The sequence below is a fragment of the Streptomyces sp. NEAU-174 genome, assembly GCF_052665095.1.
In genome coordinates, this window is the sequence record NZ_JBQTCE010000010.1 from 193,601 (window position 1) to 218,619 (window position 25,019).

Below are 25,019 nucleotides of genomic sequence, written 5' to 3' on the forward strand. Positions count from 1 at the left end.
TCACTTCTTCTCGAGCTGGTTGGCCCACAGCTTCTTGTCGTCGACGTTCTCCTTGGTGACCAGCGGCGCCGGGAGCTGGTCCTCCAGGCCGTTCTCGATCTTGACGATCTTGGAGTTGTGGTCGGTCGGGCCGGGTTTGAACGTCTTGCCGTCCAGAGCGGCCTTCGCGTAGTTCAGGGCCCACTGGGCGTAGAGGTCGGCGGGCTGGGAGAGCGTGGCGTCGATCTTCCCGGAGCGGATCGCGTCCAGCTCCTCGGGTATCCCGTCGTTGGAGATGATCGTGATGTGCTTGGCCGAACCGGCGGGCTTCAGCAGCCGCTTCTGCTCCAGCAGCGCGAGCGTGGGCTGGAGGAAGGCGCCGCCCGCCTGCATGTAGATGCCGCTCACGTCCTTGTGCTGGGCCAGCAGGCTCTGGAGCTTGGCGGAGGCCACATCGCCCTTCCAGTCGGTGGGCAGCTCATGCACCTTGATGCCGGGGTACTTCTTCTTCATGCAGGAGGCGAACGCCTGCGAGCGGTCCCGGCCGTTGATGGAGCTGAGGTCGCCCTGGAGCTCGGCGATCCGGCCCTTGCCGCCCAGCTTCTCGCCGAGGTACTCGCACGCCTTGGTGCCGTACGCCCGGTTGTCGGCGCGCACCACCATGTAGACCTTGCCGGAGTCGGGCCGGGTGTCCACGCTGACGACGGGGATCTTCTTCTCCTCCAGCTGCTCCAGCGTGGAGGAGATGGCCCCGGTGTCCTGGGGCGCCATGATGACCGCCTTGGCGCCCTGGTCGGTGAACGCCTGGACGTTGGCGACCAGTTTGCCGATGTCGTTCTGCGAGTTGGACAGCGGGAGCGCGGAGACCGTGCCCTTGTCGATGCCCTTCTCCAGATACTGCTGGTAGGAGTTCCAGAAGTCGGTGTCCGTCCGCGGCATGTCGATGCCGACCTTGCCGCCGCCGGCGCCATTGCTCTCTCGGTTGCAGCCGGTGAGCGCTGCGACGGCCAGCAGCACGGCGCAGGCGGCGGTGCCGGTGGTGCGGAGTCTCGTCATCGAGTCCCGTCCTTGGTCGTTCCTGGGTCTGGTCGTGCGGGTGGTGCCGGCCTCACGCGGAGGCGGTTGTGCCGTTCTCCCGGGCGGCCGGGCCGCCGCCCCGAGTGGTCGGGCGGTGGGTCCGAGCGGCCGGGCGGTGGGTCCGAGCGGTCGGGCGGTTGTCTCAGGAGGAGGCGGGGCGCAGCCGCAGCCCCTGCATCCCTCCGTCGACGGCCAGCGCGGTGCCGGTGACGGCCGCGGCGGCGGGGCTGGCGAGATACGCGACGGCGGCGGCCACCTCGTCGGCGGAGACCAGCCGTCCGGTGGGCTGCCGGGCCTCCAGGGCGGCGCGCTCGGCCGCCGGGTCGGGGGCCTGGTCGAGCAGCCGGCCGACCCACGGGGTGTCCACCGTGCCGGGGTTGACGCAGTTGACACGCACCCCTTCGCGGATGTGGTCCGCCGCCATGGCGAGGGTCAGCGACAGCACGGCGCCCTTGCTGGCACTGTAGGCGGCGCGCTGCGGCAGCCCCGCGGTGGCGGCGATCGAGCAGGTGTGGGTGATGGAGACGGCGCCGGGCCGGTCGGTCGCGGCGGCGCGCAGGTGGGGCAGCGCGGCCCGCGCGGTGCGGACCAGGCCCAGCACATTGATGTCCAGCAGCCGGTGCCACTCCTCGTCGGAGTTGTCCTCGACGCTCCCGATCGCGCCGATGCCCGCGTTGCCGACGACGGTGTGCAGGGCGCCGAACTCGGCCACCGCCGCGTCCACCGCGGTTCTGACCCCCTCGTCGGAGGTGACATCGGCCTTGAGCGGCAGCGTGCCGTCCGGGGCGCCCGACGGATCGCGGTCGAGCACGGCGACCCGCGCGCCCCGGTCGCGCAGTGTGGCGGCGATGGCGGCGCCGATGCCGGAGGCCCCGCCGGTGACGAGCGCGGCCAGCCCTTCGAAGTCGCCGGTGGTCACTGGTGGTCCTCCTGAGGCCGTGCGGATGCGGACGGTGCTGCTACGGGCTGAGCCGATACGGGCGGCGCCGGTACGGACCGTGCCAGACGGGTCCGCCATTCGGGCCCGTCCGGATAGCGGTAGGCGGCGATCGACTCTGGGTACATACGGGCGGAGAAGCCCGGCGCGGTCGGAGCCCGGTAGCGGCCCGACTCGACGACCGCGGGATCGGCGAAGTGCTCGTGGAGGTGGTCGACATACTCGATGACCCGGTCCTCCCAGCTGCCCGAGACGGCCACGTAGTCGAACATGGCCAGGTGCTGGACGAGTTCGCACAGCCCGACGCCGCCCGCGTGCGGGCACACCGGAAGTCCGTACTTGGCGGCGAGCAGCAGGATCGTGAGGTTCTCGTTGACCCCCGCGACCCGCGCCGCGTCGATCTGGACGAAGTCAACCGCCTCGGCCTGGAGCAGCTGCTTGAAGACCACGCGGTTGGCGACGTGCTCACCGGTGGCGACCTTGACCGGCTGCCCGGCGCGGATGGCGGCGTGGGCGAGGACGTCGTCCGGGCTGGTGGGCTCCTCGATCCAGTGCGGGTCGTACGGGGCCAGGGCGCTCATCCAGCGCACCGCCTCCGCCACGTCCCAGCGCTGGTTGGCGTCCACGGCGATGCGCACATCCGGGCCGACCGCCTCGCGGGCGAGCCGCATCCGTCTGAGGTCCTCGTCCAGATCGGCCCCGACCTTGAGCTTGATCTGGCCGAAGCCGTCGGCGACGGCCTCCTGTGCCAGTTTGATCATTTTCTCGTCGGAGTAGCCGAGCCAGCCGGGCGAGGTGGTGTAGGCGGGGTAGCCCCGCTCGCGCAGCAGCGCGGCGCGCTCGGCGCGGCCGGGCTCGGCGGCGCGCAGAATGGCGAGCGCCTCCTCCGGGGTGAGCGCGTCGCTGAGGTAGCGGAAGTCGACCAGCTCGACCAGTTCCTCGGGCGACATCTCGGCGAGGAACTGCCACAGGGGCTTTCCGGCCTGCCGGGCGGCGAGGTCCCAGGCTGCGTTGACCACCGCGCCCGCGGCCATGTGCATGACCCCCTTCTCGGGCCCGAGCCAGCGCAGCTGCGAGTCATGGGTCAGCTCGCGGTGCAGGGCGGCGAGCTCGGTGGCCGTCAGCGGCGCGGGGCGGCCCACCACATGGGGGCGCAGGGAGCGGATGGCGGCCGCGGTGACATCGTTGCCGCGGCCGATGGTGAAGACGAAGCCGTGTCCCTCGGAGGCCGCCGTCCCCTCCCCCGCGTCCGTGCGCAGCACGACGTAGGCGGCGGAGTAGTCGGGGTCCGGGTTCATGGCGTCCGAGCCGTCGAGCTGCTCCGAGGTGGGAAACCGGATGTCATGGACCTCGAGCTCGGTGACGGATGGACGCTGACTCAATGGGGGCTCCCTGAAACGATGCGCGAGAGAGAACATCGGACCTTTCGCGATGATCCGATGTATAGCGCTGCCCTAGGGGTTTCGTCCAGAGGTGCGTCGGAACTTTCGAAGGACAGATCGGATGAATCTCTTAGTGCTCCTGGACAGGGGCTGCGGCCGGGGCCCCGGAAAGCCGTAGGCTTGGGTGGCACGCAATGGGAAACTGAGCTGGAGGCGGCACCATCCGTCCGCCCCGGTCGGAAGGAGGCGCTGGGTGATCGAGCTTGAGGGGGTTCCCGAGCTGATCGACCCGGTCATGATCTGTGCCTTCGAGGGCTGGAACGACGCCGGAGACGCCGCCTCGACCGCGGTCGGGCACCTGGACCGGGAGTGGAAGGGCGAGGTCTTCGCCTCGCTCGACGCGGAGGACTACTACGACTTCCAGGTGAACCGGCCCACCGTGGCCCTCGAGGGCGGCGTGCGCAAGATCACTTGGCCGACGACCCGGCTCTCGGTGGTCCGGGCGGACACCGGGGAGAAGTCCCGGGACCTGGTGCTGGTGCGCGGCATCGAGCCGAGCATGCGCTGGCGGTCGTTCTGCAACGAGATCCTCGGCTACGCCCATGAGTTGGGCGTGGAGATGGTCGTCATCCTCGGCGCGCTGCTCGGCGACACCCCGCACACCCGGCCGGTGCCGGTCAGCGGGGTCACCTCCGACCCGGACCTGGCCCGCAGCCTCGATCTGGAGGAGACCCGCTACGAGGGCCCGACCGGGATCGTCGGGGTCCTCCAGGAGGCGTGCACCCACGCCGGTGTCCCGGCGGTGAGCCTGTGGGCGGCCGTGCCGCACTACGTCTCGCAGCCGCCGAACCCGAAGGCCACCCTTGCGCTGCTGAACCGCCTCGAGGACCTCATCTCGGTGCGCATCCCCCTCGGCGAGCTGACCGAGGACTCGCGGGCCTGGCAGCTGGGCGTGGACCAGCTGGCCGCCGAGGACAGCGAGGTCGCCGAGTACGTCCAGTCGCTGGAGGAGGCGCGGGACACCGCCGAGCTGCCCGAGGCGTCCGGCGAGGCCATCGCCCGCGAGTTCGAGCGCTATCTGCGGCGGCGTGACGGCCAGCCCGGCCCCGCCGGTGGCCACGCGACCGAGAGCGGCGGTCTGGAGGGCGGCGCGGGCGGCCCTGGCGCCCCCTATCTGCGCGACCCCTCCACCGGCCATGGGCGGCCGCGCAAGCCGTCCCCCAAGGACGAGGTGGCCAAGGACGACGACACGGAGGACACCGGCGGCGCCGAGGACGAGGCCAAGGACGTGGACGCGGGCGCGGGTGCGGGCGATGCCGAGGACGCCGACAGCGACAAGGAGGCGGACGACGGCCAGGGCACCGAGGACCGGGGCACCGAGGGCCAGGACGCCTACCGCCGCGACGAGGGCGGCACGGACCGGGGTGGCGACGGGGACGAGGGGTCCGGCTCCGACCGGTAACCACGACCGTCACGCACGTCTCGTACGCCTCGTAGGTCGCGTACGCCACGCACGCCGCACACGTCTCGTACCCCGCGTACGAGACAGCGAGAAGCCCGCGCCGGGCGGACCCCGGCGCGGGCTCATGCGTTCACCGTCGCGGCGCGGCGCCCCGACGACGCGTCAGAGGCCCACTCAGAGGGCCGCTCAGAGGGCCACGCCCAGCAGCGCGTCCACGGCGCGCGAGACCAGACCGGGCGCCCCCTCGTCCGTACCGCCGGTGGCCGACTGCGCGGCGGCCCAGCGGTCGACGGCGGCCAGGGCGGCCGGGGAGTCCAGGTCGTCCGCGAGCGCCGCGCGGACCTCCTCCACCAGCGCCTCGGCCGAGGGCCCGTCGGGCCGCGAGACGGCGGCACGCCAGCGGTCGAGGCGCTCCTCGGCCTCCCGCAGCAGCCCGTCCGTCCACTCCCAGTCCGAGCGGTAGTGACGGGCCAGCAGCGCGAGCCGTATGGCCGCCGGGTCGACGCCGTCGCGGCGCAGCGCCGAGACGAAGACCAGGTTCCCCTTGGACTTCGACATCTTCTCGCCGTCCAGGGCCACCATCCCGGCGTGCACATACGTCTTGGCGAACGGCCGCTCACCGGTGAGGACCTGGGCGTGCGAGGCGCCCATCTCATGGTGCGGGAAGGCGAGATCGGATCCGCCGCCCTGTACGTCGAAGCCCATGCCGAGGTGGTCCAGGGCGATGGCCACGCATTCGATGTGCCAGCCGGGGCGGCCGCGACCGAGCGATCCGCCGTCCCAACTCGGCTCGCCGTCACGGGCGGCCATCCACAGCATCGGGTCGAGGGGGTTCTTCTTGCCGGGGCGCTCCGGGTCGCCGCCGCGCTCGGCGGACAGCAGCCGCATGGCCTCGGCGTCGAGCCGGCTGACCGAGCCGAAGGCGGGGTCGGACTCCACGGAGAAGTAGATGTCGCCCTCGAGTTCATAGGCGGCGCCCAGGTCGCGCAGCCGCTCCACGAGCGGCACGATCCCCGGTATCGACTCGACGGCCCCGATGTAGTGCTGCGGGGGCAGCATCCGCAGGGCCGTCATGTCCTCGCGGAAGAGGGCGGTCTCACGCTCGGCGAGGGCCGTCCAGTCGTCGCCGTTCTCCTGCGCCCGCTCCAGCAGGGGATCGTCGACATCGGTGACGTTCTGGACGTAGTGCACCTGGCGCTTGGTGTCGAGCCATACGCGCTGAACGAGGTCGAACGCGTTATAGGTCGCCGCATGACCCATGTGGGTCGCGTCGTACGGGGTGATCCCGCAGACGTAGATGCGCGCGACGGGACCGGGGGTCAGGGTGATCCGTCCCCCGGTCGCGGTGTCGTGAATGCTCAGGTCGCGGCCACTGCCGGGCAGGGCGGGAACCTCAGAAGCGGGCCAGGCATACATGCAATGAGCGTAACCGGATGCAGCGTCCGTATACGAACCGGACCTGTGGTGTTGGCCGGATGGGCGGTCTTGCGCGGACGTCCGCGAGCTGCTTGAGCCGCCCGATCCGTGCTCCAGGGCCCCTGGCGGGGGCGCGGCGGGCCCCGCCAGGCCCCGGAGCGGACGGCTCACGGCCCCGGAGCGGACGGCCCCACGGCCCCGGAACCGGCCGGTCCACCCGGACCGGAGGGTCCGGAGCGGCCCGGTCCGATCAGACCGGCGGCCAGGGGATGGCGGGCCACTGGCCGCTGGGCTCGGGGTGCTTCCCGGTCCGCAACAGCGCGGCCACACGGGCCCGCAGGGCCTCGATCTCGGCTCCGGTGATCAGCTCCGCCAGCCGGGCGCTCAGCGGGCCACCGTCGGCCAGCTCGCCCGCCAGCCGGCGCAGCACCTCCAGCACATCGTCCGGCAGCGGCTCCCCGGCCCAGCCCCACAGCAGGGTGCGCAGCTTGTCGTCGGCGTTGAAGGTCACTCCGTGATCAATCGCATAGAGCCGGCCACCGGCCGCGGGCAGCAGATGGCCGCCCTTGCGGTCGCCGTTGTTGATCACCGCGTCGAGGACGGCCAGCCGGCGCAGCCGTACGTCGTCGGCGTGGACCAGCAGCGCCGTACGGCCCTCGCCCACCTCGGCGTAGCCCACGGCCTTCCAGCCGGGACCCGGTTCATCACCCTCGACGAGCGCGAGCAGCTCCGCTCCCCCGGTCTCCGCCGAGCCGTCGCCGTCCGGCCCGCCGTCGGCCCCGTCCGGCCCGTCGGTGGCCGTCTCGACCTCCACCCAGAGCTGGCACATCCCCTGCCCGTACGGCCCGTCGCGCAGCACCGTGGGCGGCACCAGGCCCCAGCCGGTGGCCTCGGAGATCTCGTACGCCGCGACCTCGCGCTGGGCGAGCGTGCCGTCCGGGAAGTCCCACAGCGGCCGCTCCCCGGCCACCGGCTTGTAGACACAAGGGGCGCTGTGGCCCTCGTACTCGACCGTGCAGTACAGCACCGCGTTGGACGCCTCCCGGACCCGGCCGCGCACCGTCAGCTCACCGAGAGCCAGCAACTCGGCCGGGGCCGGGGGCGTCAGGCTCCGCGGCGGTATCCGTTCTGGCGCGGACATACGTGTCCCTCCGGGTCGAGCGGCAGACTGCACAGCGGGCAGGGCGGCCGGCCGGCGTTGACGACTTCCAGGGCGCGCTTGGCGAACGCGCGCGCCTGCGTCCCGGTGAGCCGCACCCGCAGCATGGGCGGGCCGTTCACATCGTCCTGGAGCAGCCGCTCCTCGGCCTCGGCCAGGTCCTCCTCGGACTCGGCCTCCAGCTCGACCAGCGCCTGCGCCTCGACGATCATCCGCTGCTCCTCGCCGTCCCAGGCGAGTGCCATGGTGCCGACCCGGAACTCCTCCTCCACGGGGACTTCCAGCGGTCCGGTGTCGCTGAGTTCGGTCGGTGCGACGGCGGGGACCGGGGCGTTTCCGCCGGTGCGCCGCACCACCTCGTCCAGCAACTCGTCTATCCGCTCGGCCAACGCGGCGACCTGCGTCTTCTCCAGCGCGACACTGGTGGTCCGGCTGCCGGCGGATGCCTGTAGGAAAAAGGTACGGCGACCAGGCAGCCCGACCGTACCGGCGACGAAACGGTCCGGCGGGTCATAGAGGAACACCTGACGGGACAACGTCCTGCTCCATTTGATTCGACTGCTCGGCTGACTGACTGCTGACCGCTGGGTGTCACGACCGCCCGGTCACGGCTGTCACGGCGCCCTCGCACCGCGGCACCACCCTACTGCGCACAGCGATCACGGTGCTCCCGCGTCGCCGCCCACCGCCGCGTCCCCGCCGCGGTGGCCGGAGTTCTCCTCGCGCGGCGCCAGACCCGCGAAGTCCCCGGTGTCCCCGAGCCGGACGAGGAAGGGCCGGGTCGGGGTGTACCGGATCGCGGTGACCGAGCAGGGCTCGACCGAGATCCGCTGGAACAGATCGAGATGGAGTCCGAGGGCGTCCGCGACCAGCGCCTTGATGATGTCCCCGTGGGAGCACATCAGATAGGCCGCGTCCGCGCCGTGCTCGCTCTCGATCCGGGCGTTCCAGTCGCGCACCGCCTCCACCGCGCGCGCGTGCATGGCGCGCATGGACTCGCCACCGGGGAAGGCGGCCGCGGACGGATGCTGCTGGACGATGTTCATCAATGGTTCATCGGCGAGCTCGGCCAGCTTCCGGCCGGACCAGTCGCCGTAGTGGCACTCCCCGATCCGGTCGTCGGGGTGCAGCGGCAGTTCGGGGCGGGCGGCGAGCAGCGGGGCCAGCGTCTCCCGGCAGCGCTGGAGCGGGCTGGTGACGGCGGCGGCGAGCGGCACCCCGGCCAGTCTGCCGGGCAGCGCCGCCGCCTGGGCCGTACCGCGTTCGTCGAGGGCGACACCGGGTGTCCAGCCCGCGAGGACGCCCGCGATATTGGCGGTGGACCGGCCGTGCCGTACGAGGATCAGCATGGGCATGGCTGCCACCCTACGACCCCTCCGGCGCCGCTCAGCGGGGATGCGCACCGATCCCGCACGGGGTCCCCCTGTGCCGATGGGCATCACGCGAGGCACAATGCGCAGCGTGATCGTGGATTGTGCCATCTACCGGGACGGGGCCCGTACCGAGGGACCCGCTGACTTCTCCGACGCCCTGGACGAGGCGCGCGCGAGTGGGGACGCCTTCTTGTGGATCGGGCTGCATGAGCCGACCGAGAAGGAGTTCGAGCTGGTCACCAGCGAGTTCGGACTGCATCCGCTGGCCGTCGAGGACGCCCTGTGCGCCCACCAGAGGCCGAAGCTGGAGGTCTACGACGATTCGCTGTTCCTGGTGCTCAAGCCGGTGCAGTACGACGAGAAGGCCGGGAACGTCACCGCGGGTGAGCTGATGGTCTTCGTCGGTGACTCCTTCGTGGTGACCGTAAGGCACGGCGAGGCCAATCCGCTGGGCTCGGTGCGCGACCGCCTGGAGAAGATGCCCGAGGTGCTCCAGCACGGCCCCACGGCGGTGATGTACGCGGTCTCCGACGCGGTCGTGGACCACTACCTGGACGTGGCCGACGCTCTGCACGGGGACCTGGAGGGGCTGGAGACGGAGGTCTTCGCCCCGAACGCGGGCGCCGGGCAGAACACCGCCGGGCGGATCTACGCGTTCAAGCGCGAGGTGATGGAATTCCGCCGCTCGGCCGGGCCGTTGGGGGAGCCGATGGAGCGGCTCACCGGCGCCGGGGTGCCGTTCGTGCACGAGGGCTCCCGGCCGTTCTTCCGCGATGTCAGCGACCATCTGACCCGGGTGAACGAGCATGTGGAGGGGCTGGACCGGCTGCTGTCGGACATCCTCTCCGCCCATCTCGCGCAGATGGGCGTGCGGCAGAACGACGACATGCGGAAGATCTCGGCGTGGGCGGCCATGGCCGCGGTCCCGACGATGATCGCCGGGATCTACGGCATGAACTTCACGCACATGCCGGAGCTGAAGCAGCCCTGGGGTTATCCGGCGGTGATCGTGCTCATGGGCGGTGTGATCGCGCTGCTGTACCGCTGGTTCAAGCGGCGTGGGTGGCTCTGAGCGGAGGTCTCGGAGCCCGGTCAGACGTGGGCGCCTCGGGCGCGCGGCTCGGTCAGACGAACTCGGGCGCCTCGGCCGCGCCGGAAGCGCTCTTCACGGGTCCGCCCAGCGCGTTCCGCCGCTCGGGCATCCGCAGGGACACCATGCGCCGCCAGCCGCCCAGCCGCTCATACGTGTGCAGGGCGTGGATCCCGGCCGCGAGCAGCGCGGACTTCGGCCCGGGCCAGCCGAGAACGCGTCCCATGTGGGCCATCACGGCCAGGCTGACGTCCCGGTACACCGCCATCTCGACGAGCGCGCTCTCCCGCAGGGTCCGCTGGATGGTCCGGCCGTATCCGTCGGCGGCCAGGCGCAGCAGCTCCTCGTGGCAGTAGGCGAGGTGGTTGTCCTCGTCGTCGGCGATCATGCGCACCGCGCGGCCGAGGTCGGGGTGGTCGCCGAAGTATCCGCGCAACATCCTCATCTGGGCGGAGGCGCGCTGTTCGGTGACCCGGCTGTGGGCGAGGTAGATCACGATGTCGTGCTCGGTGAGCGGTTCGTCGCGGCGCAGCTTGTCATGGGCGAGGCCGATGCCGCGCGCCTCCAGGAGCATCGTGTAGTCGGTCTCGCGCGGCACCTCCATGGGCTCCAGACCGCGCTTGTGGAGCAGAGCGTTGAAGATCCGGCCGTGTTTGTCCTCGTCGGCGCCATGGCGGGCGATCTTGGGCGCGAGGTCGCGGCGGCTCTCGGGCACCAGGGCGGCGATCCGGCCGTTCTCCCAGCCTCCCTGGGCCTCCCCGCTGGCCGCGACGGAGCAGAAGAGCCGGAACGCCTCGTCGTTGTCGAGGATCTCCTGGAACACGCTTTTCGCCGAGAGCATCGCCGCCACCTCCGTGCGCTGGTCGTGCGCCGCCGTGCGCGGAAGCCGCCGTGCGCAGAAAAAGTCAACGGCCCGGTGGGGGCGGTGGCAACAGCTGGGGCACCCGGCTCGGCCGAACGGGGGAACCTCCCGGACGCCGCGTCCGCGTAACCCCTGGGCGGCGGAGGCGTTGTGCTGGATGACGGCCGTGGCGGGGAAGACCCCCGAGCCCCCACCACGGCCGCGGAACTTTCCCGGCGCCGCGCTCGGCTCGGCGCCTACGCGAGTCCGGCCCGCTCCAGGGCCTCGACGCCCGCCCGCAGTCCGGCGAGCCGCTCCTCCAGCGTGAAGCCCGCGGGTGTGAGCGACAGGGTGGTGACCCCGGCCCCCGCGTACGCCTGCATGCGGTCGGCGATGCGCTCGACGGGGCCGATCAGCGCGGTGGAGTCGATCAGCTCGTGGGGGACGGCCGCGGCGGCGCCCTCCTTGTCCCCGGAGAGGTACTTCTCCTGGATCTCGGCGGCCTCCTTCTCGTACCCCATGCGCTGCGCGAGCTTGTTGTAGAAGTTCTGCTTGGCGCTGCCCATGCCGCCCACGTAGAGCGCGGTGTACGGGCGGAACTGGTCGGCGAGGGCGCGGACGTCGTCGCCGAGGGCCATGGGGACGGTGGGCACCACGTCGAAGCCCTCGAGGTCCTTGCCCGCCTTCTCGCGGCCCGCGCGCAGCGGGCTGAGAGTGGTCTCCTCGGCGTGCTCGGGGTCGTAGAACAGGACCAGGGCGCCGTCGGCGATCTCGCCGGTCTGCTCCAGGTTCTTCGGGCCGATGGCCGCGATGTACAGCGGGATGTACTCCCGCACCGGGTGCACGGTGAGCTTGAGGGGCTTGCCGGGGCCGTCGGGCAGCGGCAGGGTCCAGTTCCGGCCCTCGTGGGTCAGCCGCTCGCGCGACATCGCCTTGCGGATGATCTCCACGTACTCGCGGGTGCGGGCCAGCGGCTTGTCGAACCGCACCCCGTACCAGCCCTCGGACACCTGGGGCCCCGAGACGCCGAGGCCGAGGCGGAAGCGGCCGCCGGAGAGGGTGTCCAGGGTGGCGGCGGTCATCGCCGTCATGGCGGGGGTGCGGGCCGGGATCTGGAAGATGGCGGAGCCGACGTCGATGCGCTCGGTCTGCGCGGCGACCCACGCGAGCACCGTGGCGGCGTCCGAACCGTAGGCTTCGGCCGCCCAGCAGACGGAATAGCCGAGCCTGTCGGCCTCGCGGGCGACCGCGAGGTTGTCCGCGTCCATTCCGGCGCCCCAGTAGCCGAGGTTGATGCCGAGCCTCATACCGCACCCCTTACTGATCAGTAACGTCGCTGTTCCGGGGACTCTAGCGCGCATGGCCCCGCTACGTCAGGGGTGGGTTATCCACAGGCTCCCACGTGGCGCTTTGCGGCCAGTAATCTCGACGTTCATGGAGCTAAGGCACCTCGGTCGCACGGGCCTGCGCGTCTCCCGGCTCGGGCTCGGCACGCTCACTTGGGGGCGGGACACTGACGAACACGACGCCGCGGATCAGCTCAAGGCGTTCTGGGAGGCGGGCGGGACACTCGTCGACACCGCGGATGTGTACGCGGACGGCGGCGCCGAATACCTCCTGGGGCAGCTGCTGGAGGGGTTACTGCCCCGGCGCGATCTCCAGATCGCCACCAAGGCGGGCAGCGTGCCCGACCCCGACCGCCGCTTCGACGCCTCGCGCGGCCATCTGCTGGCCGCGCTGGACGCCTCGCTGGAGCGGCTGGGCACGGACTATGTCGACCTGTGGCAGGTGCACGCCTTCGATCCGTTCACCCCGCTCGAGGAGACCCTTCAGGCGCTCGACATCGCGGTGAGCAGCGGGCGGGCCCGCTATGTGGGGGTGTCCAACTTCAGCGGCTGGCAGCTCGCGAAGGCCGCCACCTGGCAGCTGGCCTCCTCGGGCGCGCACACCCGGCTGGCCAGCACACAGATGGAGTATTCGCTGCTCCAGCGGGGTGTGGAGCGCGAGGTGCTGCCCGCCGCGCTCGACCTGGGCGTCGGGCTGCTGCCGTCCTCGCCGCTCGGCCGCGGTGTGCTCACCGGCAAGTACCGGCATACGACACCCGCCGACTCGCGCGGCGCCTCCGAGCTCGCGGCGTTCGTCGAGCCGTATCTGGACGAAGAGGCGGGCCGGATCGTCGAGGCGGTCGCCATAGCGGCCGACGGCCTGGCGACCACCGCGCTCAATGTGGCCCTGGCCTGGGTCCGCGACCGCCCGGGCGTCACCGCCCCGATCGTCGGCGCGCGCAACGCCCAGCAGCTGAGGGCGGCGTTGTCGGCGGAGACCCTTAGTCTTCCGGACGAGATCTGCCAGGCGCTCGACGATGTGTCGGCGCCCGTGCACCGCTATCCCGATCAGGACTGGAGCACGCTGTGAGTACCGACCGCCTCGCCGGCGACGCCGCACCCGCGCCCGAGGAGGCCGACCCGCCGGCGGAGCCGGCGAACCCTGCGGCCCGCGCCCCGGGTGCCCCGGCTACCGGGACGGCCCCGGACGCCCACGGCGAGCCCGCCGCCACGGGCGGCCCCGTGGGGTCGGGCGGCCCGGCGGGGGCGGACCAGAACGACGCGAGGGCGGCCGCGGCCGCCGGACCTGCGGAATCCGCCGGCCGGGGCGGGGCCGACGAGGCAGGGGCCGCCGCCTCCGGAGCGAGCTCCCACGGCGCCCAGGGCACCGACGGCGAACAGCCCCCGGCAGCAGGCGGGGCCGACGGGCCCGCAACGGGTGGGGGGCTGGCCCCATCCGCTGAGCAGGGCCCGTCCACTGAGCAGGGCCCGTCCACTGGGCAGGGCCCATCCGCTGGGCAGGGCCCGTCCGGCGGTTCAGGGGCGGGCCAGGGTTCCGGGGCCGGGGACGCGGAAGCGCCAGGGCCGGACGGGGCGGGCGATGGCGCGGGAGCAGGTGCTCCCACCCCCGCCGGGCAGGGCGGGTCCGGCGGTGCCGGGGCGAGCCCTCAGGCCGAGGGCGCCGACCGAGAGCAGCCTCCCGCCGGGCACGGCGCGTCAAGCCCGGGGCCGGCCGGGCGCGGCGCCGGGGCGAGCGGTGACGCGGGCGCGGGGGATGGCGCTTCCGGATCCGCCGGGCAGGACTCATCCGGCGGCGGCGCGGAAAGCTCCGGCGGTGGTGGCAAGGGGCGGCGGTCGGCGGCGGCTGAGGCGTTGGCCGCCGCCGTGCGGGCCGTGGAGAGCGGTGAGCGGTCGGCGGCGTCGTTCTTCAACGACGCCCCGGCAGCGCGTCCGGCGGCGCCCGCCGCACCCGCAGCCCCCCGTGAGCGGGCCCATGCGCCGGCGCCCGCCTCCGCGCCCGCTCCCGTACGTCCGGCGTCGGCCCGCCCGGCGCGCGGGCCGGGGGGCGAGGTCCCCGGCAGTGGCGACGTCCGGGAGGTACTCGCGGCGGGCGGCGCCCCCGAGGCCCTGGCCGGGAAGGTCGCCGAAACGCTCGGGGAGCACGCCGCCGAGGCGCTGCGCGAGGACCCCTGGCAGCTGCTGGCCGTGCCCGGCGTACGCCCCGACCAGGCGGACGGCTTCGCCCGCTCCCTCCTCGGCCCGGCCTGCGAGCCCGGTGACGAGCGCCGCGCGCTGGCGCTCACCGGATGGCTGCTGGAGCGCGCCGCCCTCGAGGGGCACACCGCGCTGGAGTCGTCCGCGCTGCGCGACGCGCTCGCCAAGGCGTCCGTGCCGGACCCGGACGAGGCGCTGCGCACCGCGATCGCGGACGGCGCGGTGCTGGTCTTCCAGGACGCGCTCGACGCCCCGGCGGGGGCCCGGCCCCGGGCGGCCGAGGACGAGGACGCCGAGCAGCCGGTGCGGGTGCTGCTGGGGCTGGACCGCTATGCCCTGGCGGAGGAGAGCCTGGCCGACGGTCTCGCCCGGCTGGCGAGCACCTTCGCCCCCGCACAGGACGGCGAGGCGCCGGTGGGCGGCGCCGAGTGGGAGAGCGCGGCCGCCGCCGCGACCTCCGCCTCCGCCGCGGAGCTCATCCGTACCGTCGCGGCCCACGGCCTGGTCGCCCACAGCGGTGGCGAGGCGGCGCGCGCCGAACCGGCGGCGCTGGTCGCCGCCGCCCGCGCGATGGGCCTGCGGGCCTACGCCGCCACGCACACCGAGGACGGCAGGCGGCGGCTGGCCGCCGCGCTGAGCGAGGCCCCGGGCGCCGGTCCGGACGCCGCGGGCCCGGACGAGGCCCCGGCGGCCGCCTCCGCAGCCGTCACGGTCGCCGGGCTGCTGGCCGACGCCGAGGGCCCCGGACGCGACGAGGAGGGCGCTCTGGCGCTCGATCTGCTCGTCGTCCTGGACGCCCCGCAGCTCGATGTGGAGACGGCCGCGATGCTGGTCGAGTCGCTGCCGGACGGCGCCCGTCTGGTGCTGAACGGGGACCCGGGGGTGCTGTGGTCGGCCGGTCCCGGCCGGGTCTTCGCGGATCTGGTGGCGGCCCGCCGCTGCCCGCAGGTCGTCTCCCGCACCCCCGACCCGGGCCCCATCGGCGAGCTGGTCTCGGGCATCGGGATCGGCGAGCTCAACCAGGTGGAGGCGCCCGGCAAGGAGGTCGTGATCGTGCCTGTGCGGGACGCGGGCGAGGCGGTGCACCGCACCGTGCAGCTCGTCGCCGACTCGGTGCCCCGTGCGATCGGCGTCCCGCCGGAGCAGACCCAGGTGATCACCCCGGGCCACGGCGGCGCGGCCGGCACCCGCGCGCTCAACGCGGCCCTGAAGGAGCGCCTCAACCCCGGCCCCGGCCGGTTCGGCGGCTTCGACCCGGGTGACCGCGTGGCGTACACCCCGGCCCCGGGCCGTACGGTGCCGGGCACCGTGGTCTCGGCCGACGCCGAGGGGCTGCGTCTGGACTGCGCGGGCACACCGGTCGTGGTGGCGCGCGAGGAGGTCGGCGAGCTGGTGCGGCACGGCTGGGCCCTCACCGCGCACCAAGCGGCGGGAGCGCGCTGGCCCGCCGCCGTGGTGGTGCTGCCGGGCGACGCCACGGCGGGGCTGACCCGGGCCTGGGTCTACACGGCCTTCGGCCGCGGTGAGCGCCATCTGTCCGTGGTCCACGGCGCGGATGCGGCGCTGCCGCGAGCGGTGGCGGAAACCCCCTTCAAGGACCGCACCACCCGCCTGCGAGCCCTCCTCCAGGCCCAGGTCCCACCCGCGCCCACCGGCTGACCGACGGCCCGCGCCGGGCCCCGCCCCGCGACCAGCCCCCGGATCACCCGGCCTCGCGGTCAGACGATCCGGGGCCGGGGATCCCGGACCGGATGCCCGGAGCCGGGCAGTGCGGTCCCAAGAGACCCGAAACCGAGCAGCCCGAGCCACGCGGCCCGGAACCGAGCAGCCCCGAGCCACGCGGCCGGGAACCGAGCAGCCCCGAGCCACGCGGCCGGGAACCGAGCCGCCCACTGCGAAGTGGCCCCGGGCCGCGAAGCGGTCCCGGACCGAGCGGTCCGGGACCGGCTGGTCCGGAGCCGAGCGGTCCGAAGGCAAACGGCCCCCGGGCCAAGCAGCCCCGGACCCCCGACCTCAGCTGCCCGGCTCCAGGACCTCCAGGTCGTCCTCGTCCTCGTCCTCGTCCTCGAGCTCCTCGTCGAAGACCGAGCTCATGTCGAAGCGGCACACGACCATATGCGGATCCGCCTGATCGAAGGGGGCGGAGAGCCACTCCCCCGGCTCCGGGGGCTCCTCGGCCGCCACCACCCAGAGCGTGGAGTCACCCTCCTCCAGGCCGAACTCCTTGTGCCGAGAGGCGATCTCGTCCGGCTCGAACTCGCCGAAGACCACCCCCAGGGCGGTGTGCACGCTCTCCCCGGCGGCCGCCCCGCCCTGCTTGTCGTTCCCCGTGTCGATGTCCGGATCCAGGTCGGCGATCCGCTGCGCCTGCGAGAGCAGTCGCTGCGGTTCGGCGACGACGTAGTCCCTGCGGATCAGCACGCTCAGCGCGCTCGGCTCCTCCGGCCCGGTGTAGGCGGGGAGGCGGTCGTCACCAGGGATCTCGAAGGGCGTCACCTCGTCGTAGGCGTCATAGAGCAGCTCGTCGTAGACCTCGGCTGCCGCGGCCAGTTCGTTGAACGCGGCGTAGACGGCCGGATCGCCTTCCCCCGACCGACGTTCGACGGCGTCGAGGTGACGATCCAGTGCGGCTTTCACCGCTTCAGCGGCGGCACGTACCTCGGCAGCGGATGGCTGCGCAGCATCAGACATAGTGCAGACGCTATCCGTAGCAGGGCAGTTCCCGCACAATAGATGCGATGCCGGAATACGAATTCTGTGATGTGTATGTGCCGCGGGGTGTTTCCCGCAAGGCCACTACCCGCCTGCTCACCGACCATGCCGAGTACGGACACTGGGAGTTGGATCGCTTGAGACTCAACCCCGACGGCAGCCGCAGAGTGCGATTGCGGCGCCGGATCATCCGCCAGCTACGGGCGACCTGGTAGCGGGCCGGGGCATGACCGGGCGGGCCCCACTTGATGCGGGGCCCGCCCGGAGTGACGCCACTGTCACCCGGCGTACGGGATCCGGTGGGTGATGCGCGGCGTGTGAGGTGCGGTGCACGGTGTGTGGTGCGGTGGGCACACCGCCCGGCACCCGTCAGCACCCATCAGCGCGAGGTGTGATCAGGGCTGCGCGGCGCGGGCCCGGCGGTAGAGCACCGTGCCCGCGAGCAGCATGCCCGCGGCGGCCGGAATGGCCAGTTCGACGGGGCCCGCACCGGTGTGCGCGAGCTGCTCCTTGCTGCCGAGGTTCGCGGACGGGTCGAGGCCATGGGCGCCCGCGTGCTCGGCCTGGTGGCCCTGCGGGGAGTCCCCGGGCTGCTCCGAGCCACCACCGGGGTTCGAGCCCCCCGGGTTGCTCGGGTTACCGGGGTTGCCCGGGTTCCCAGGCTGACCCGGGTTACCAGGGTTTCCGGGATTCCCCGGGTTCCCAGGGTTGCCAGGATTCCCCGGGTTCCCCGGATTGCCCGGGTTCCCGGGGTTCCCCGGATTGCCAGGGTTACCCGGATTGCCAGGCTCCCCCGGCTCCCCCGGCTCCCCTGGGTTCTCCGGCACCGCCGGCACCGTCTCCCCGCACTCGCCGCCGTCGCTGCTGTTCCCGTACCCGACCGCGCTGATGTTGTTCCCGCACACATTGACCGGGACGCCGATCGGGGCCTGGATGTTGTTGCCGGAGCCGATGCCCGATGAGTCGCTGCTGCTGCCCTGCGCCTGCGAGCCGCCGGACTGGGAGCCGCCACCGCCGGACGAGCCGCCCGAGCCGCCGCCGCTCCGGTCGCCGCACTGCCCCCCGCCCGCGCCGTTGAGGACACCGACGACGCTGACCGTGTTTCCGCACAGGTTCACCGGCACATGCGCCGGGACCTGGATGTTGTTGCCCGAGACGATGCCCGGCGAGTACGCGGCGCCACCGTCGGCGCCCGACCCCGCCGCGTGGGCATAGCCGCCGGTCACGGCGAGAACGCCGCTGGCCGCGGCTACGGTGATCAGGCCCTTTTTCGCAACCTGTCGCATAACTTTCTGCTCCCCTAGCCTTCCGTCCCGGACGGAGTGCGCGCGGGCGATCTCGCCCGCACCCCCATCCCCGAGCGGCCCCGGAGCGCGCACACTCCGAGACCGCCCGGGATCACACCCCGGTGGACCGTGACCCGATGTCACGTGATCGATGCGGTAGTCGCCGAAGGCGGGGCACAGCACCACCCCCTCGTCGGCATCGCGGCCCGGTTACGAGCCGCACACACCATGTAACGAGGAAGGAGCAATCAAGCTATCAAGCTACGACACCATTCACCCTTTTTGGTCCCTTCGGTATGTGTGATCGATTAGGCCGATCGGGTCAGCCCTTCGGCGGACCCGGCAGTCCCCTCGGGCAGGCCCTCAGCAGGCGTCCAGGAACCGGTCCAGCACCCGCACACCGAACTTCAGCCCGTCCACCGGCACCCGCTCGTCGACCCCGTGGAACATCCCGGCGAAGTCCAGCTCCGGGGGCAGCCGCAGCGGCGCGAAGCCGAAGCAGCGGATGCCGAGGTCGTCGAAGGACTTCGCGTCCGTACCGCCCGAGAGGCAGTACGGCACGGCGCGGGCGATCGGGTCCTCGGCCTTCAGCGCCGACTGCATGGCGTCCACCAGCGCCCCGTCGAAAGTGGTCTCCAGCGCCTTGTCCGCGTGCACGTCCTCCCGCTTGACCCGCGGGCCGAGGATGCGGTCGAGGTCGGCCAGGAACTCCTCCTCGAACCCCGGCAGGAAGCGCCCGTCCACATGCGCCGTGGCCTGCCCCGGGATGACGTTGACCTTGTAGCCCGCGCTGAGCATGGTCGGGGCGGCGGTGTTCTGGAGCGTGGCCCCGATGATCTTCGCGATGCCGCCCAGCTTGGCGAGCGTCTCGTCCATGTTCTCCGGGTCGAGCGGGGTGCCGAGGGCGTCGGACAGCTCGTCCAGGAAGGACCGTACGGTCTTGGTGACCCGCACCGGGAACTTGTGCCGCCCGAGCCGCCCGACCGCCTCGGTCAGCTCGGTGATGGCATTGTCGTTGTTGGTCATCGAGCCGTGACCCGCGGTGCCGTCCACCGTGAGCCGCATCCAGTGCATGCCCTTCTGGGCGGTCTCGATCAGATACAGCCGCAGCTGCTCGTTGACGGTGAAGGAGAAGCCGCCGACCTCGCCGATCGCCTCCGTCACGCCCTCGAAGAGCTCGGGGTGGTTGTTGACCAGGTGCTTGGCCCCGTAGACCCCGCCCGCCTCCTCATCGGCGAGGAAGGCCAGCACGATGTCGCGCGGGGGCTTGCGGCCGCTGCGCAGCCGCTCCCGGACGACCGCGAGCGTCATCGCGTCCATGTCCTTCATGTCCACCGCGCCCCGGCCCCAGACGCAGTCGTCCACGATCTCGCCGGAGAAGGGGTGGTGGGTCCAGTCCTCGGCGTTGGCCGGTACGACGTCGGTGTGGCCGTGGATGAGCAGCGCGGGCCGGGACGGATCCTCCCCCTCGATCCGCGCCACGGTCGACGCCCTGCCCTTGTGCGACTCGAAGATCTTGGGCTCGAGCCCCACCTCGGCCAGCTTCTCCGCGACGTACTCGGCGGCCGCGCGCTCACCGGGGCCGGAGTGGTCGCCATAGTTACTGGTGTCGATCCGGATCAGGTCACGGCAGAGGTCGACCACCTCGTCCTCGCCCTTGACCGTCCCGGTCGTCGTCGCGCCCGAAAGCGACTCACTCACGATGCCTCCTCGTCGTTGCGCTGCCACGGAACGCCCTGCCACGGCCCCCGCGACAGGGGTCACCCGCCCATACTCCTCCGCTCGCCCGCCCAGCCCAAGGCGGCAATGCCGCCGTCATGCTCCCGTCACACAGCCCACTCACCCGGCCACTCCGGGGCACGACCGGCCGTGATCGAGCACGCCCCGATGTTTGCTATGGTTTTCCCTGTCGGAACGGCCACGGGCCGACCGGCAGACACCTGGTCCGGGTGGCGGAATGGCAGACGCGCTAGCTTGAGGTGCTAGTGCCCTTTATCGGGCGTGGGGGTTCAAGTCCCCCCTCGGACACGTACCAGTTCCCCACGGTTGTTCGCCGACCGTGGGGATTTTTCATTCTTCGGGTCGAGCGTGATCTCGGCACGTACCATCGCTTGGGCCGGGACGTAGGTGAGCCGGTCCGACCCGGCGGGTCTGGGTCTCGGCGATCCACTGTGTGACGAGGGCGGGGTCGGCGCCTGCTTCGCAGTGCCGTACGTCGACGGGACCGGTCGGCCGAAGCTGAGAGCCTGCGCCCGCCCCCGCTCACGGCTCCACACTCAGCTCCGCGGCGGCGCGGTGCTCGCCCGCACCACGAATTCCACTGGCGGGAGCTCGGCAGCCTGGAACTCTCTTCCCTCGGTGAGCGAAACCAGCGCCTGTGCGGCGGCGCGACCCCAGGTCAGCACATCCTGGCGCACCGTCGTCAGCGGTGGCGCGATGCAGTCGGCCAGCGGGATGTCGTCGAAGCCCACCACCGACAGGTCCTCGGGGACCCGCAGCCCGCGGCTGGTCGCGGCGGTGATCCCGGCGATGGCCATCAGGTCGTTGGCGTACACGATGGCGGTCGGTGGACGGTCCAGGTCCAGCAGCTGATGCGTGGCCCGGGCGCCGGCCGCGCCGGTGAAGTCCGCGGCCACGGGCGGGATCTCGGGCAGGTCGGCATCCGCCAGCGCACCGCGCCAGGCGTCGCACCGGGCCTCGGTGTGCACAAACCCCGCGGCGCCGCAGACGTGTCCGATCCACCGGTGGCCGAGTGAGCGCAGATGGCTGACCGCACGCCGCACCCCGCTGCCGTCGTCGACCCCGAGGGCCGGCACCTGGCCGCCGTGGTGCGGTGGTCCGACGATCAGGGCGCTGATACCCAGCTCCGTCACGAGCGCCGGCCGCGGGTCGTCGGTGCGCAGATCGGTGAGGAACACGCCGTCGACCCGACCGTCACGGGCCAGCCGCTCATACGCCTGCCGTTCGGTTTCCTCGTCGGGGACGACTTGTAGCACGAGCGCGTAGCCGAGCGGCGCCAGGCCGGTCTCGATGCCGGCGACGAACTGCGGGAAGAACGGGTCGGTACTCAGCAGCTCCGGCGGCCGGCGCATCACCAGACCGAGGGTCTGGGACCGCTTGGTGGAGAGCGCCCGGGCGCCGGCGTTGGGCTGCCAGCCCAGCTGGTCGATCGCGTCCAGGACCCGCTGGCGCGCCTGCGGGCTGACCCCGGGGCGGTCGTTGATGACGAAGGAGACCGTCGCCTTGGAGACCTGGGCCAGTGCGGCGACATCACCGATCGTCGGCCGACTGCCCCCGCCCCGGCGTGACGGCGGAGGCATCGCCTGGCGGGAACCGCCCGCCGATCCACCCGCTTTGCCCTGGCCCCGCACCATACCGCCTCGCCTTCCACTGATTCGGGACGTACGGCTCCCGGGTGGCGCAGTTCTGCGCCACCAGGTTACCGAAACGTTTCGCACCCGTCCTTGACGCTTAGATATTAAACCGGTTTGATGACGCTCGTAACCCCGCGGTGATCATTCTGGCGGGGCGGGTCGGCGGCGATAGGAGGGGAGTCGCTTCGGACCCTCATTCACCCGCATGGAAGGGAGTTGGGCACAATGAGGCGTTTTCCGCGCGTTACGGTGCTGGCCGCCGCCGCGGCGCTTGTCCTGCCATTGTCCGCCTGCGGTTCGGGCGACGCCGGCGGCGGCAAGCCGACCTCGGGACCGATCGACATCTGGTACTCGACGAATGAGCAGGAGCAAGCCTGGGCCAAGGCCACAGTGTCTGCCTGGAACGCCGAGCACCCCAAGGAGAAGGTCACCGCCAAGGCGGTGCCGTCGGGCAAGTCCACCGAAGACGTCATCGGGGCCGCGATCACCGCGGGCAACACCCCGTGCCTCGTCTACAACACCGCTCCGGCGGCGGTCGCCGCATTCCAGAAGCAGGGCGGTCTGGTGAATCTCTCGGACACCTTCGGCGATGCCGAGTCCTTCATCAAGAAGCGCTCCGGCGGTGCCGTGGGCGGCTTCCGTTCCCCGGACGGCAAGTTGTATCAAGTGCCGTGGAAAACCAACCCGTTCATGCTCTATTACAACAAGGACGTCTTCAAAAAGGCCGGTCTGGATGCCGAGAATCCGAAGCTGAGCACGTACGACGATGTGCTGGCGGCGGCGAAGAAGATCAAGAGCAGCAAGGCGGCGAAGTTCACCTTGTATCCGCCGGCGACCAGTGACTACACCAATGCGCTGTTCGACTTCTATCCGCTGTACCTGGCCAACTCCGGTGGCAAGCAACTGGTGAAAGACAAGAAGGCCACCTTCACTTCCCAGGCCGGACGGCAGACCCTCGGCCTCTGGCAGCAGATGTATGCCAACGGCTACTCGTCCCCGGAGGCGTACAGCGGCGACATGTGGGCGGGCCCGTTCGCCGACGGGGTGGCCGCCATGGGCATCGCCGGGCCGTGGGGCAAGGGGCAGTTCGACGGCAAGGTGAAGTACGGCGTGGTGCCGCTGCCCACGGCCGCGGGGATACCGGCAGACAAGACATCGACGTTCGCGGACTCCAAGAACGTCGGCCTGTTCACCTCGTGCAAGCACAAGCAGACCGCCTGGGAATTCACCAAGTTCTCGATGAGCGCGAAGAACGACGCGGCACTGCTGGAGGAGACGGGACAGTTCCCCACCCGCAGTGACGTGGCCGCCGTCGCGGGCGGCTATCTCAAGGACAATCCCTTCTACCAGCCCTTCGCCGACGCGGTGCCGCGGGCGGTGGACGTGCCGAACATCGCTGGTTCGACCGAGGTGTGGAAGACGTTCCGCACAGCCTGGGAAGACGCGGTGCTGCCCGGGAAGGGCGATGTGAAGTCGACCTTTGACAAGGCCGCGCAACAGATCGACGACCAGATCGTCGGCTGACGAGGCACACCATGAAATCACTCCGCGACAGCCGCGATGGGACTCAGGCCGCAGGTGATCCGCCCCGCGGCCGGCGTCCCCGGCCATCGACCCGGCACACACCGCCGGCAGCCGGACCCGAACGCCGTATGCCGGGTCGCCGGCCCGGCGCCTCGCGGCTCGAGCGTTGGCTGGGCAACAGCCCGCTCGGGCTCGTCCTGACCGCGCCGTACACCGCCTACGTCCTGGTCGTGTTCATCATCCCGTTCGGGGTCGGCGTATGGATGGCCTTCCACGACTACTTCTTCACCGCGCCCGGCGTCTCCGTGCCGCACCCGTTCGTCGGGTTCGACAACTTCACCGAGGTCCTCGGAGAGGAGAAGACCCAGCGCGCCTTCGCCAACCTCGGGTTGTTCATGGCGATCAACATTCCGCTGACCGTGGTCCTGGCGCTCGTGCTGGCGTCGGCACTGAACGCCGCGACTCACTGGCGCGGCTTCTTCCGGGTGGCGTACTACGTGCCGTACGTGACGGCCTCGGTCGCCACGCTGGCGGTCTGGCTGTTTCTGTTCAATGGCTCCGGTGCCGTCAACAACGTCCTCGGCCCCTGGGCCCCGGACCCGTCCTGGCTGGCGAACAAGCACCTGGTGATGCCGCTCATCGCCGTCTACGTCACCTGGAAGCAGCTCGGGTTCTACATCCTGCTCTACCTCGCCGCGCTACAGAACGTGCCCAAGGAGCTCCACGAGGCGGCACTGACCGACGGAGCCGGGCGCTGGCAGGCGTTCCGGGCCGTCACCCTGCCGGCCGTCCGGCCCGTCACCTCGCTCGTCATCCTGCTGTCGATCATCACGTCCGGGCAGATCTTCACCGAGCCGTTCCTGCTCACCGGCGGCGGCCCGAGCGGCGCCTCGCTCACCCCCGCGCTGCTGGTGTACCAGCGGGGCATCGAGCAGGGCGAGCCGGATGCCGCGGCCGCCATCGGACTGATTCTCGTCACCGGCGTGCTCATCATCGCGACCGTCGCCCGGCGCGTCATGGAGAGGGACTGATATGGCCCGCACCTTGCGCATCCTGCGCCACGCCGCGCTCGGCCTCGGCGCCATCGCCGCGCTGCTGCCGTTCTACTACATGCTCATCGGGGCGCTACAGAAGAAGCGCGACACCGGCCTCGGCGGCCTGCTGCCGAAGCCGAGCAACCTGACCCTGGACAACCTCGCCGGTATCGACGACTCGTTCAGCCTGCTGGGCGCCCTGGCCAACTCGCTGATCATGACGGTCGGGGTGGTGGTCTGCACGCTGGTCTTCGGCCTGCTGGCCGGCTACGCCCTGGCGATCCTGCGCTTCCGCGGCCGTGGCCTGGTGTTCGCGCTCGTCCTGCTGGTCCAGGCGATCCCGTTCCAGCTGCTGATGATCCCGCTGTACGTGATGGTGGTGCGTTACTTCGGCCTCGCCGACAGCTACGCCGGAATGATCCTGCCGTTCGCCATCAACTCCGTCGCCGTGCTCATTTTCCGCCAGTACTTTCTCCAGATCCCGCGCGAGATCTTCGACGCGGCGCGTATGGACGGAGCCAGTGAGCTGCGCATCCTGCGCTCCGTGGCGGTGCCACTGGTGCGCCCGGCGATTCTCACAGCCATGCTGGTGACCTTCATCGGCCCGTGGAACGAGTTCCTCTGGCCGTTCCTGGTGACCAAGGACCAGGGGATGCAGCCCCTCGCGGTCAGCCTGGCGAACTTCTCGCAGGCCAATTCCACCTCCCAGGCCAACCCCATGGGCGCTGTGCTCGCCGGTGCCTGCGTGCTGGCGGTGCCGGCCGTCGTCCTCTTTCTGCTCTTCCAGCGCCACTTCACCTCCGCCAACCTCGGATCCGCGATCAAAGGCTAGGT

The 25,019-nt window shown here is 71.7% G+C and carries 21 protein-coding genes and 1 tRNA gene; 9 read left to right on the forward strand and 13 right to left on the reverse strand.

Features of this window, described 5'->3' with window-relative positions; all coding sequences use genetic code 11:
- From ACT2CW_RS27940 to ACT2CW_RS27950, 3 genes are all read right to left on the reverse strand, one after another.
- Positions 1 to 1,035 (reverse strand): sugar ABC transporter substrate-binding protein, encoded by a 1,035-nt coding sequence (locus ACT2CW_RS27940; RefSeq protein WP_445518607.1) that lies wholly within the window; start codon positions 1,033 to 1,035, stop codon positions 1 to 3.
- Positions 1,036 to 1,198: 163 nt separating this feature from the next.
- Positions 1,199 to 1,975 (reverse strand): SDR family NAD(P)-dependent oxidoreductase, encoded by a 777-nt coding sequence (locus ACT2CW_RS27945; protein WP_445518608.1) that lies wholly within the window; start codon positions 1,973 to 1,975, stop codon positions 1,199 to 1,201.
- Positions 1,972 to 3,291 (reverse strand): enolase C-terminal domain-like protein, encoded by a 1,320-nt coding sequence (locus ACT2CW_RS27950; protein ID WP_414085173.1) that lies wholly within the window; start codon positions 3,289 to 3,291, stop codon positions 1,972 to 1,974. Before ACT2CW_RS27950 ends, ACT2CW_RS27945 begins: the two co-directional genes overlap by 4 nt.
- Before the next feature lie 337 nt (positions 3,292 to 3,628).
- Between ACT2CW_RS27950 and ACT2CW_RS27955 the strand changes: the two genes are divergently transcribed.
- Complete coding sequence (locus ACT2CW_RS27955; protein WP_445518609.1) at positions 3,629 to 4,837, forward strand: PAC2 family protein; 1,209 nt, start codon at positions 3,629 to 3,631, stop codon at positions 4,835 to 4,837.
- A gap of 186 nt (positions 4,838 to 5,023) precedes the next feature.
- Here ACT2CW_RS27955 and mshC read toward each other — a convergent pair whose 3' ends face one another.
- The 4 genes from mshC to ACT2CW_RS27975 all read right to left on the reverse strand — a co-directional run bounded on the left by mshC (position 5,024) and on the right by ACT2CW_RS27975 (position 8,767).
- The gene (gene mshC / locus ACT2CW_RS27960) at positions 5,024 to 6,253 is read right to left on the reverse strand and encodes a cysteine--1-D-myo-inosityl 2-amino-2-deoxy-alpha-D-glucopyranoside ligase (RefSeq protein WP_182470253.1); all 1,230 of its coding nucleotides are present in this window, start codon (positions 6,251 to 6,253) and stop codon (positions 5,024 to 5,026) included.
- A gap of 250 nt (positions 6,254 to 6,503) precedes the next feature.
- The gene (locus ACT2CW_RS27965) at positions 6,504 to 7,394 is read right to left on the reverse strand and encodes an SCO1664 family protein (RefSeq protein ID WP_086881678.1); all 891 of its coding nucleotides are present in this window, start codon (positions 7,392 to 7,394) and stop codon (positions 6,504 to 6,506) included.
- Positions 7,358 to 7,948 (reverse strand): DUF3090 domain-containing protein, encoded by a 591-nt coding sequence (locus ACT2CW_RS27970; protein WP_037956497.1) that lies wholly within the window; start codon positions 7,946 to 7,948, stop codon positions 7,358 to 7,360. Before ACT2CW_RS27970 ends, ACT2CW_RS27965 begins: the two co-directional genes overlap by 37 nt.
- Positions 7,949 to 8,071: 123 nt before the next feature.
- Entirely contained in the window at positions 8,072 to 8,767 is a 696-nt protein-coding gene (locus tag ACT2CW_RS27975; RefSeq protein ID WP_445518610.1) for a histidine phosphatase family protein, read from the reverse strand.
- A 97-nt stretch (positions 8,768 to 8,864) separates the two neighbouring features.
- On the opposite strand from ACT2CW_RS27975, the gene corA reads away from it, so the two are divergent.
- Positions 8,865 to 9,857, forward strand: a complete 993-nt coding sequence (corA, locus tag ACT2CW_RS27980; protein WP_182470296.1) for a magnesium/cobalt transporter CorA — start codon at positions 8,865 to 8,867, stop codon at positions 9,855 to 9,857.
- 52 nt (positions 9,858 to 9,909) lie between these two features.
- On the opposite strand, the gene ACT2CW_RS27985 is transcribed toward corA, so the two are convergent.
- Together ACT2CW_RS27985 and ACT2CW_RS27990 are read right to left on the reverse strand one after the other, a co-directional pair.
- Positions 9,910 to 10,716, reverse strand: coding sequence for a ferritin-like domain-containing protein (locus ACT2CW_RS27985; protein ID WP_445518611.1), 807 nt, complete (start codon positions 10,714 to 10,716; stop codon positions 9,910 to 9,912).
- A 257-nt stretch (positions 10,717 to 10,973) separates the two neighbouring features.
- Positions 10,974 to 12,023, reverse strand: a complete 1,050-nt coding sequence (locus ACT2CW_RS27990) for an LLM class F420-dependent oxidoreductase (RefSeq protein ID WP_164426274.1) — start codon at positions 12,021 to 12,023, stop codon at positions 10,974 to 10,976.
- 127 nt (positions 12,024 to 12,150) lie between these two features.
- Between ACT2CW_RS27990 and ACT2CW_RS27995 the strand changes: the two genes are divergently transcribed.
- Both ACT2CW_RS27995 and ACT2CW_RS28000 read left to right on the forward strand, forming a co-directional pair.
- Positions 12,151 to 13,131 carry an aldo/keto reductase gene (locus ACT2CW_RS27995; protein WP_037956508.1) on the forward strand — a complete coding sequence of 327 codons (981 nt, stop codon included), beginning with the start codon at positions 12,151 to 12,153 and terminating at the stop codon, positions 13,129 to 13,131.
- A gap of 356 nt (positions 13,132 to 13,487) precedes the next feature.
- Positions 13,488 to 15,914, forward strand: coding sequence for a helix-hairpin-helix domain-containing protein (locus ACT2CW_RS28000; protein WP_445518744.1), 2,427 nt, complete (start codon positions 13,488 to 13,490; stop codon positions 15,912 to 15,914).
- Between the two features lie 354 nt (positions 15,915 to 16,268).
- Here ACT2CW_RS28000 and ACT2CW_RS28005 read toward each other — a convergent pair whose 3' ends face one another.
- Entirely contained in the window at positions 16,269 to 16,946 is a 678-nt protein-coding gene (locus ACT2CW_RS28005; protein WP_445518612.1) for a hypothetical protein, read from the reverse strand.
- Between the two features lie 47 nt (positions 16,947 to 16,993).
- Here ACT2CW_RS28005 and ACT2CW_RS28010 point away from each other — a divergent pair, with 47 nt between their 5' ends.
- Positions 16,994 to 17,182: a DUF5703 family protein gene (locus ACT2CW_RS28010; protein WP_014059547.1), complete on the forward strand. Its 189-nt coding sequence runs from the start codon at positions 16,994 to 16,996 to the stop codon at positions 17,180 to 17,182.
- A 180-nt stretch (positions 17,183 to 17,362) separates the two neighbouring features.
- Here the strand turns inward: ACT2CW_RS28010 and ACT2CW_RS28015 are convergent, their stop codons facing one another.
- On the reverse strand, positions 17,363 to 18,253 hold the full coding sequence (locus tag ACT2CW_RS28015; RefSeq protein WP_445518613.1) for a chaplin family protein: 891 nt from the start codon (positions 18,251 to 18,253) through the stop codon (positions 17,363 to 17,365).
- Between the two features lie 363 nt (positions 18,254 to 18,616).
- On the reverse strand, positions 18,617 to 19,954 hold the full coding sequence (locus tag ACT2CW_RS28020) for a M20/M25/M40 family metallo-hydrolase (RefSeq protein ID WP_210947787.1): 1,338 nt from the start codon (positions 19,952 to 19,954) through the stop codon (positions 18,617 to 18,619).
- Positions 19,955 to 20,196: 242 nt separating this feature from the next.
- Here ACT2CW_RS28020 and ACT2CW_RS28025 point away from each other — a divergent pair.
- Positions 20,197 to 20,281: transfer RNA gene (locus tag ACT2CW_RS28025), tRNA-Leu, on the forward strand.
- Positions 20,282 to 20,529: 248 nt separating this feature from the next.
- Here the strand turns inward: ACT2CW_RS28025 and ACT2CW_RS28030 are convergent.
- Positions 20,530 to 21,573, reverse strand: coding sequence for a LacI family DNA-binding transcriptional regulator (locus tag ACT2CW_RS28030; RefSeq protein WP_164436345.1), 1,044 nt, complete (start codon positions 21,571 to 21,573; stop codon positions 20,530 to 20,532).
- A gap of 303 nt (positions 21,574 to 21,876) precedes the next feature.
- On the opposite strand from ACT2CW_RS28030, the gene ACT2CW_RS28035 reads away from it, so the two are divergent.
- The 3 genes from ACT2CW_RS28035 (at position 21,877) to ACT2CW_RS28045 (ending at position 25,017) form a co-directional block, all read left to right on the forward strand.
- A complete protein-coding gene (locus ACT2CW_RS28035; RefSeq protein ID WP_445518614.1) occupies positions 21,877 to 23,151 on the forward strand; it encodes an extracellular solute-binding protein in 1,275 nt (424 codons plus the stop codon).
- Positions 23,152 to 23,279: 128 nt separating this feature from the next.
- Positions 23,280 to 24,182 (forward strand): carbohydrate ABC transporter permease, encoded by a 903-nt coding sequence (locus ACT2CW_RS28040; protein WP_445518615.1) that lies wholly within the window; start codon positions 23,280 to 23,282, stop codon positions 24,180 to 24,182.
- Position 24,183: 1 nt separating this feature from the next.
- Entirely contained in the window at positions 24,184 to 25,017 is an 834-nt protein-coding gene (locus tag ACT2CW_RS28045) for a carbohydrate ABC transporter permease (protein ID WP_445518616.1), read from the forward strand.
- Positions 25,018 to 25,019: the final 2 nt, after the last annotated feature.

Coding starts and splice junctions, on each gene's coding strand:
- ACT2CW_RS27990 (WP_164426274.1), bottom strand. CDS start 12,023: ATGAGGCTCGGCATCAACCTCGGCTACTGGGGCGCCGGAATGGACGCG.
- corA (WP_182470296.1), top strand. CDS start 8,865: ATGCGCAGCGTGATCGTGGATTGTGCCATCTACCGGGACGGGGCCCGT.
- ACT2CW_RS27975 (WP_445518610.1), bottom strand. CDS start 8,767: ATGCCCATGCTGATCCTCGTACGGCACGGCCGGTCCACCGCCAATATC.
- ACT2CW_RS28015 (WP_445518613.1), bottom strand. CDS start 18,253: ATGCGACAGGTTGCGAAAAAGGGCCTGATCACCGTAGCCGCGGCCAGC.
- mshC (WP_182470253.1), bottom strand. CDS start 6,253: ATGTATGCCTGGCCCGCTTCTGAGGTTCCCGCCCTGCCCGGCAGTGGC.
- ACT2CW_RS28005 (WP_445518612.1), bottom strand. CDS start 16,946: ATGTCTGATGCTGCGCAGCCATCCGCTGCCGAGGTACGTGCCGCCGCT.
- ACT2CW_RS27940 (WP_445518607.1), bottom strand. CDS start 1,035: ATGACGAGACTCCGCACCACCGGCACCGCCGCCTGCGCCGTGCTGCTG.
- ACT2CW_RS27965 (WP_086881678.1), bottom strand. CDS start 7,394: ATGTCCGCGCCAGAACGGATACCGCCGCGGAGCCTGACGCCCCCGGCC.
- ACT2CW_RS27950 (WP_414085173.1), bottom strand. CDS start 3,291: ATGAACCCGGACCCCGACTACTCCGCCGCCTACGTCGTGCTGCGCACG.
- ACT2CW_RS27995 (WP_037956508.1), top strand. CDS start 12,151: ATGGAGCTAAGGCACCTCGGTCGCACGGGCCTGCGCGTCTCCCGGCTC.
- ACT2CW_RS28030 (WP_164436345.1), bottom strand. CDS start 21,573: ATGCCTCCGCCGTCACGCCGGGGCGGGGGCAGTCGGCCGACGATCGGT.
- ACT2CW_RS28010 (WP_014059547.1), top strand. CDS start 16,994: ATGCCGGAATACGAATTCTGTGATGTGTATGTGCCGCGGGGTGTTTCC.
- ACT2CW_RS28040 (WP_445518615.1), top strand. CDS start 23,280: ATGCCGGGTCGCCGGCCCGGCGCCTCGCGGCTCGAGCGTTGGCTGGGC.
- ACT2CW_RS28045 (WP_445518616.1), top strand. CDS start 24,184: ATGGCCCGCACCTTGCGCATCCTGCGCCACGCCGCGCTCGGCCTCGGC.
- ACT2CW_RS27985 (WP_445518611.1), bottom strand. CDS start 10,716: ATGCTCTCGGCGAAAAGCGTGTTCCAGGAGATCCTCGACAACGACGAG.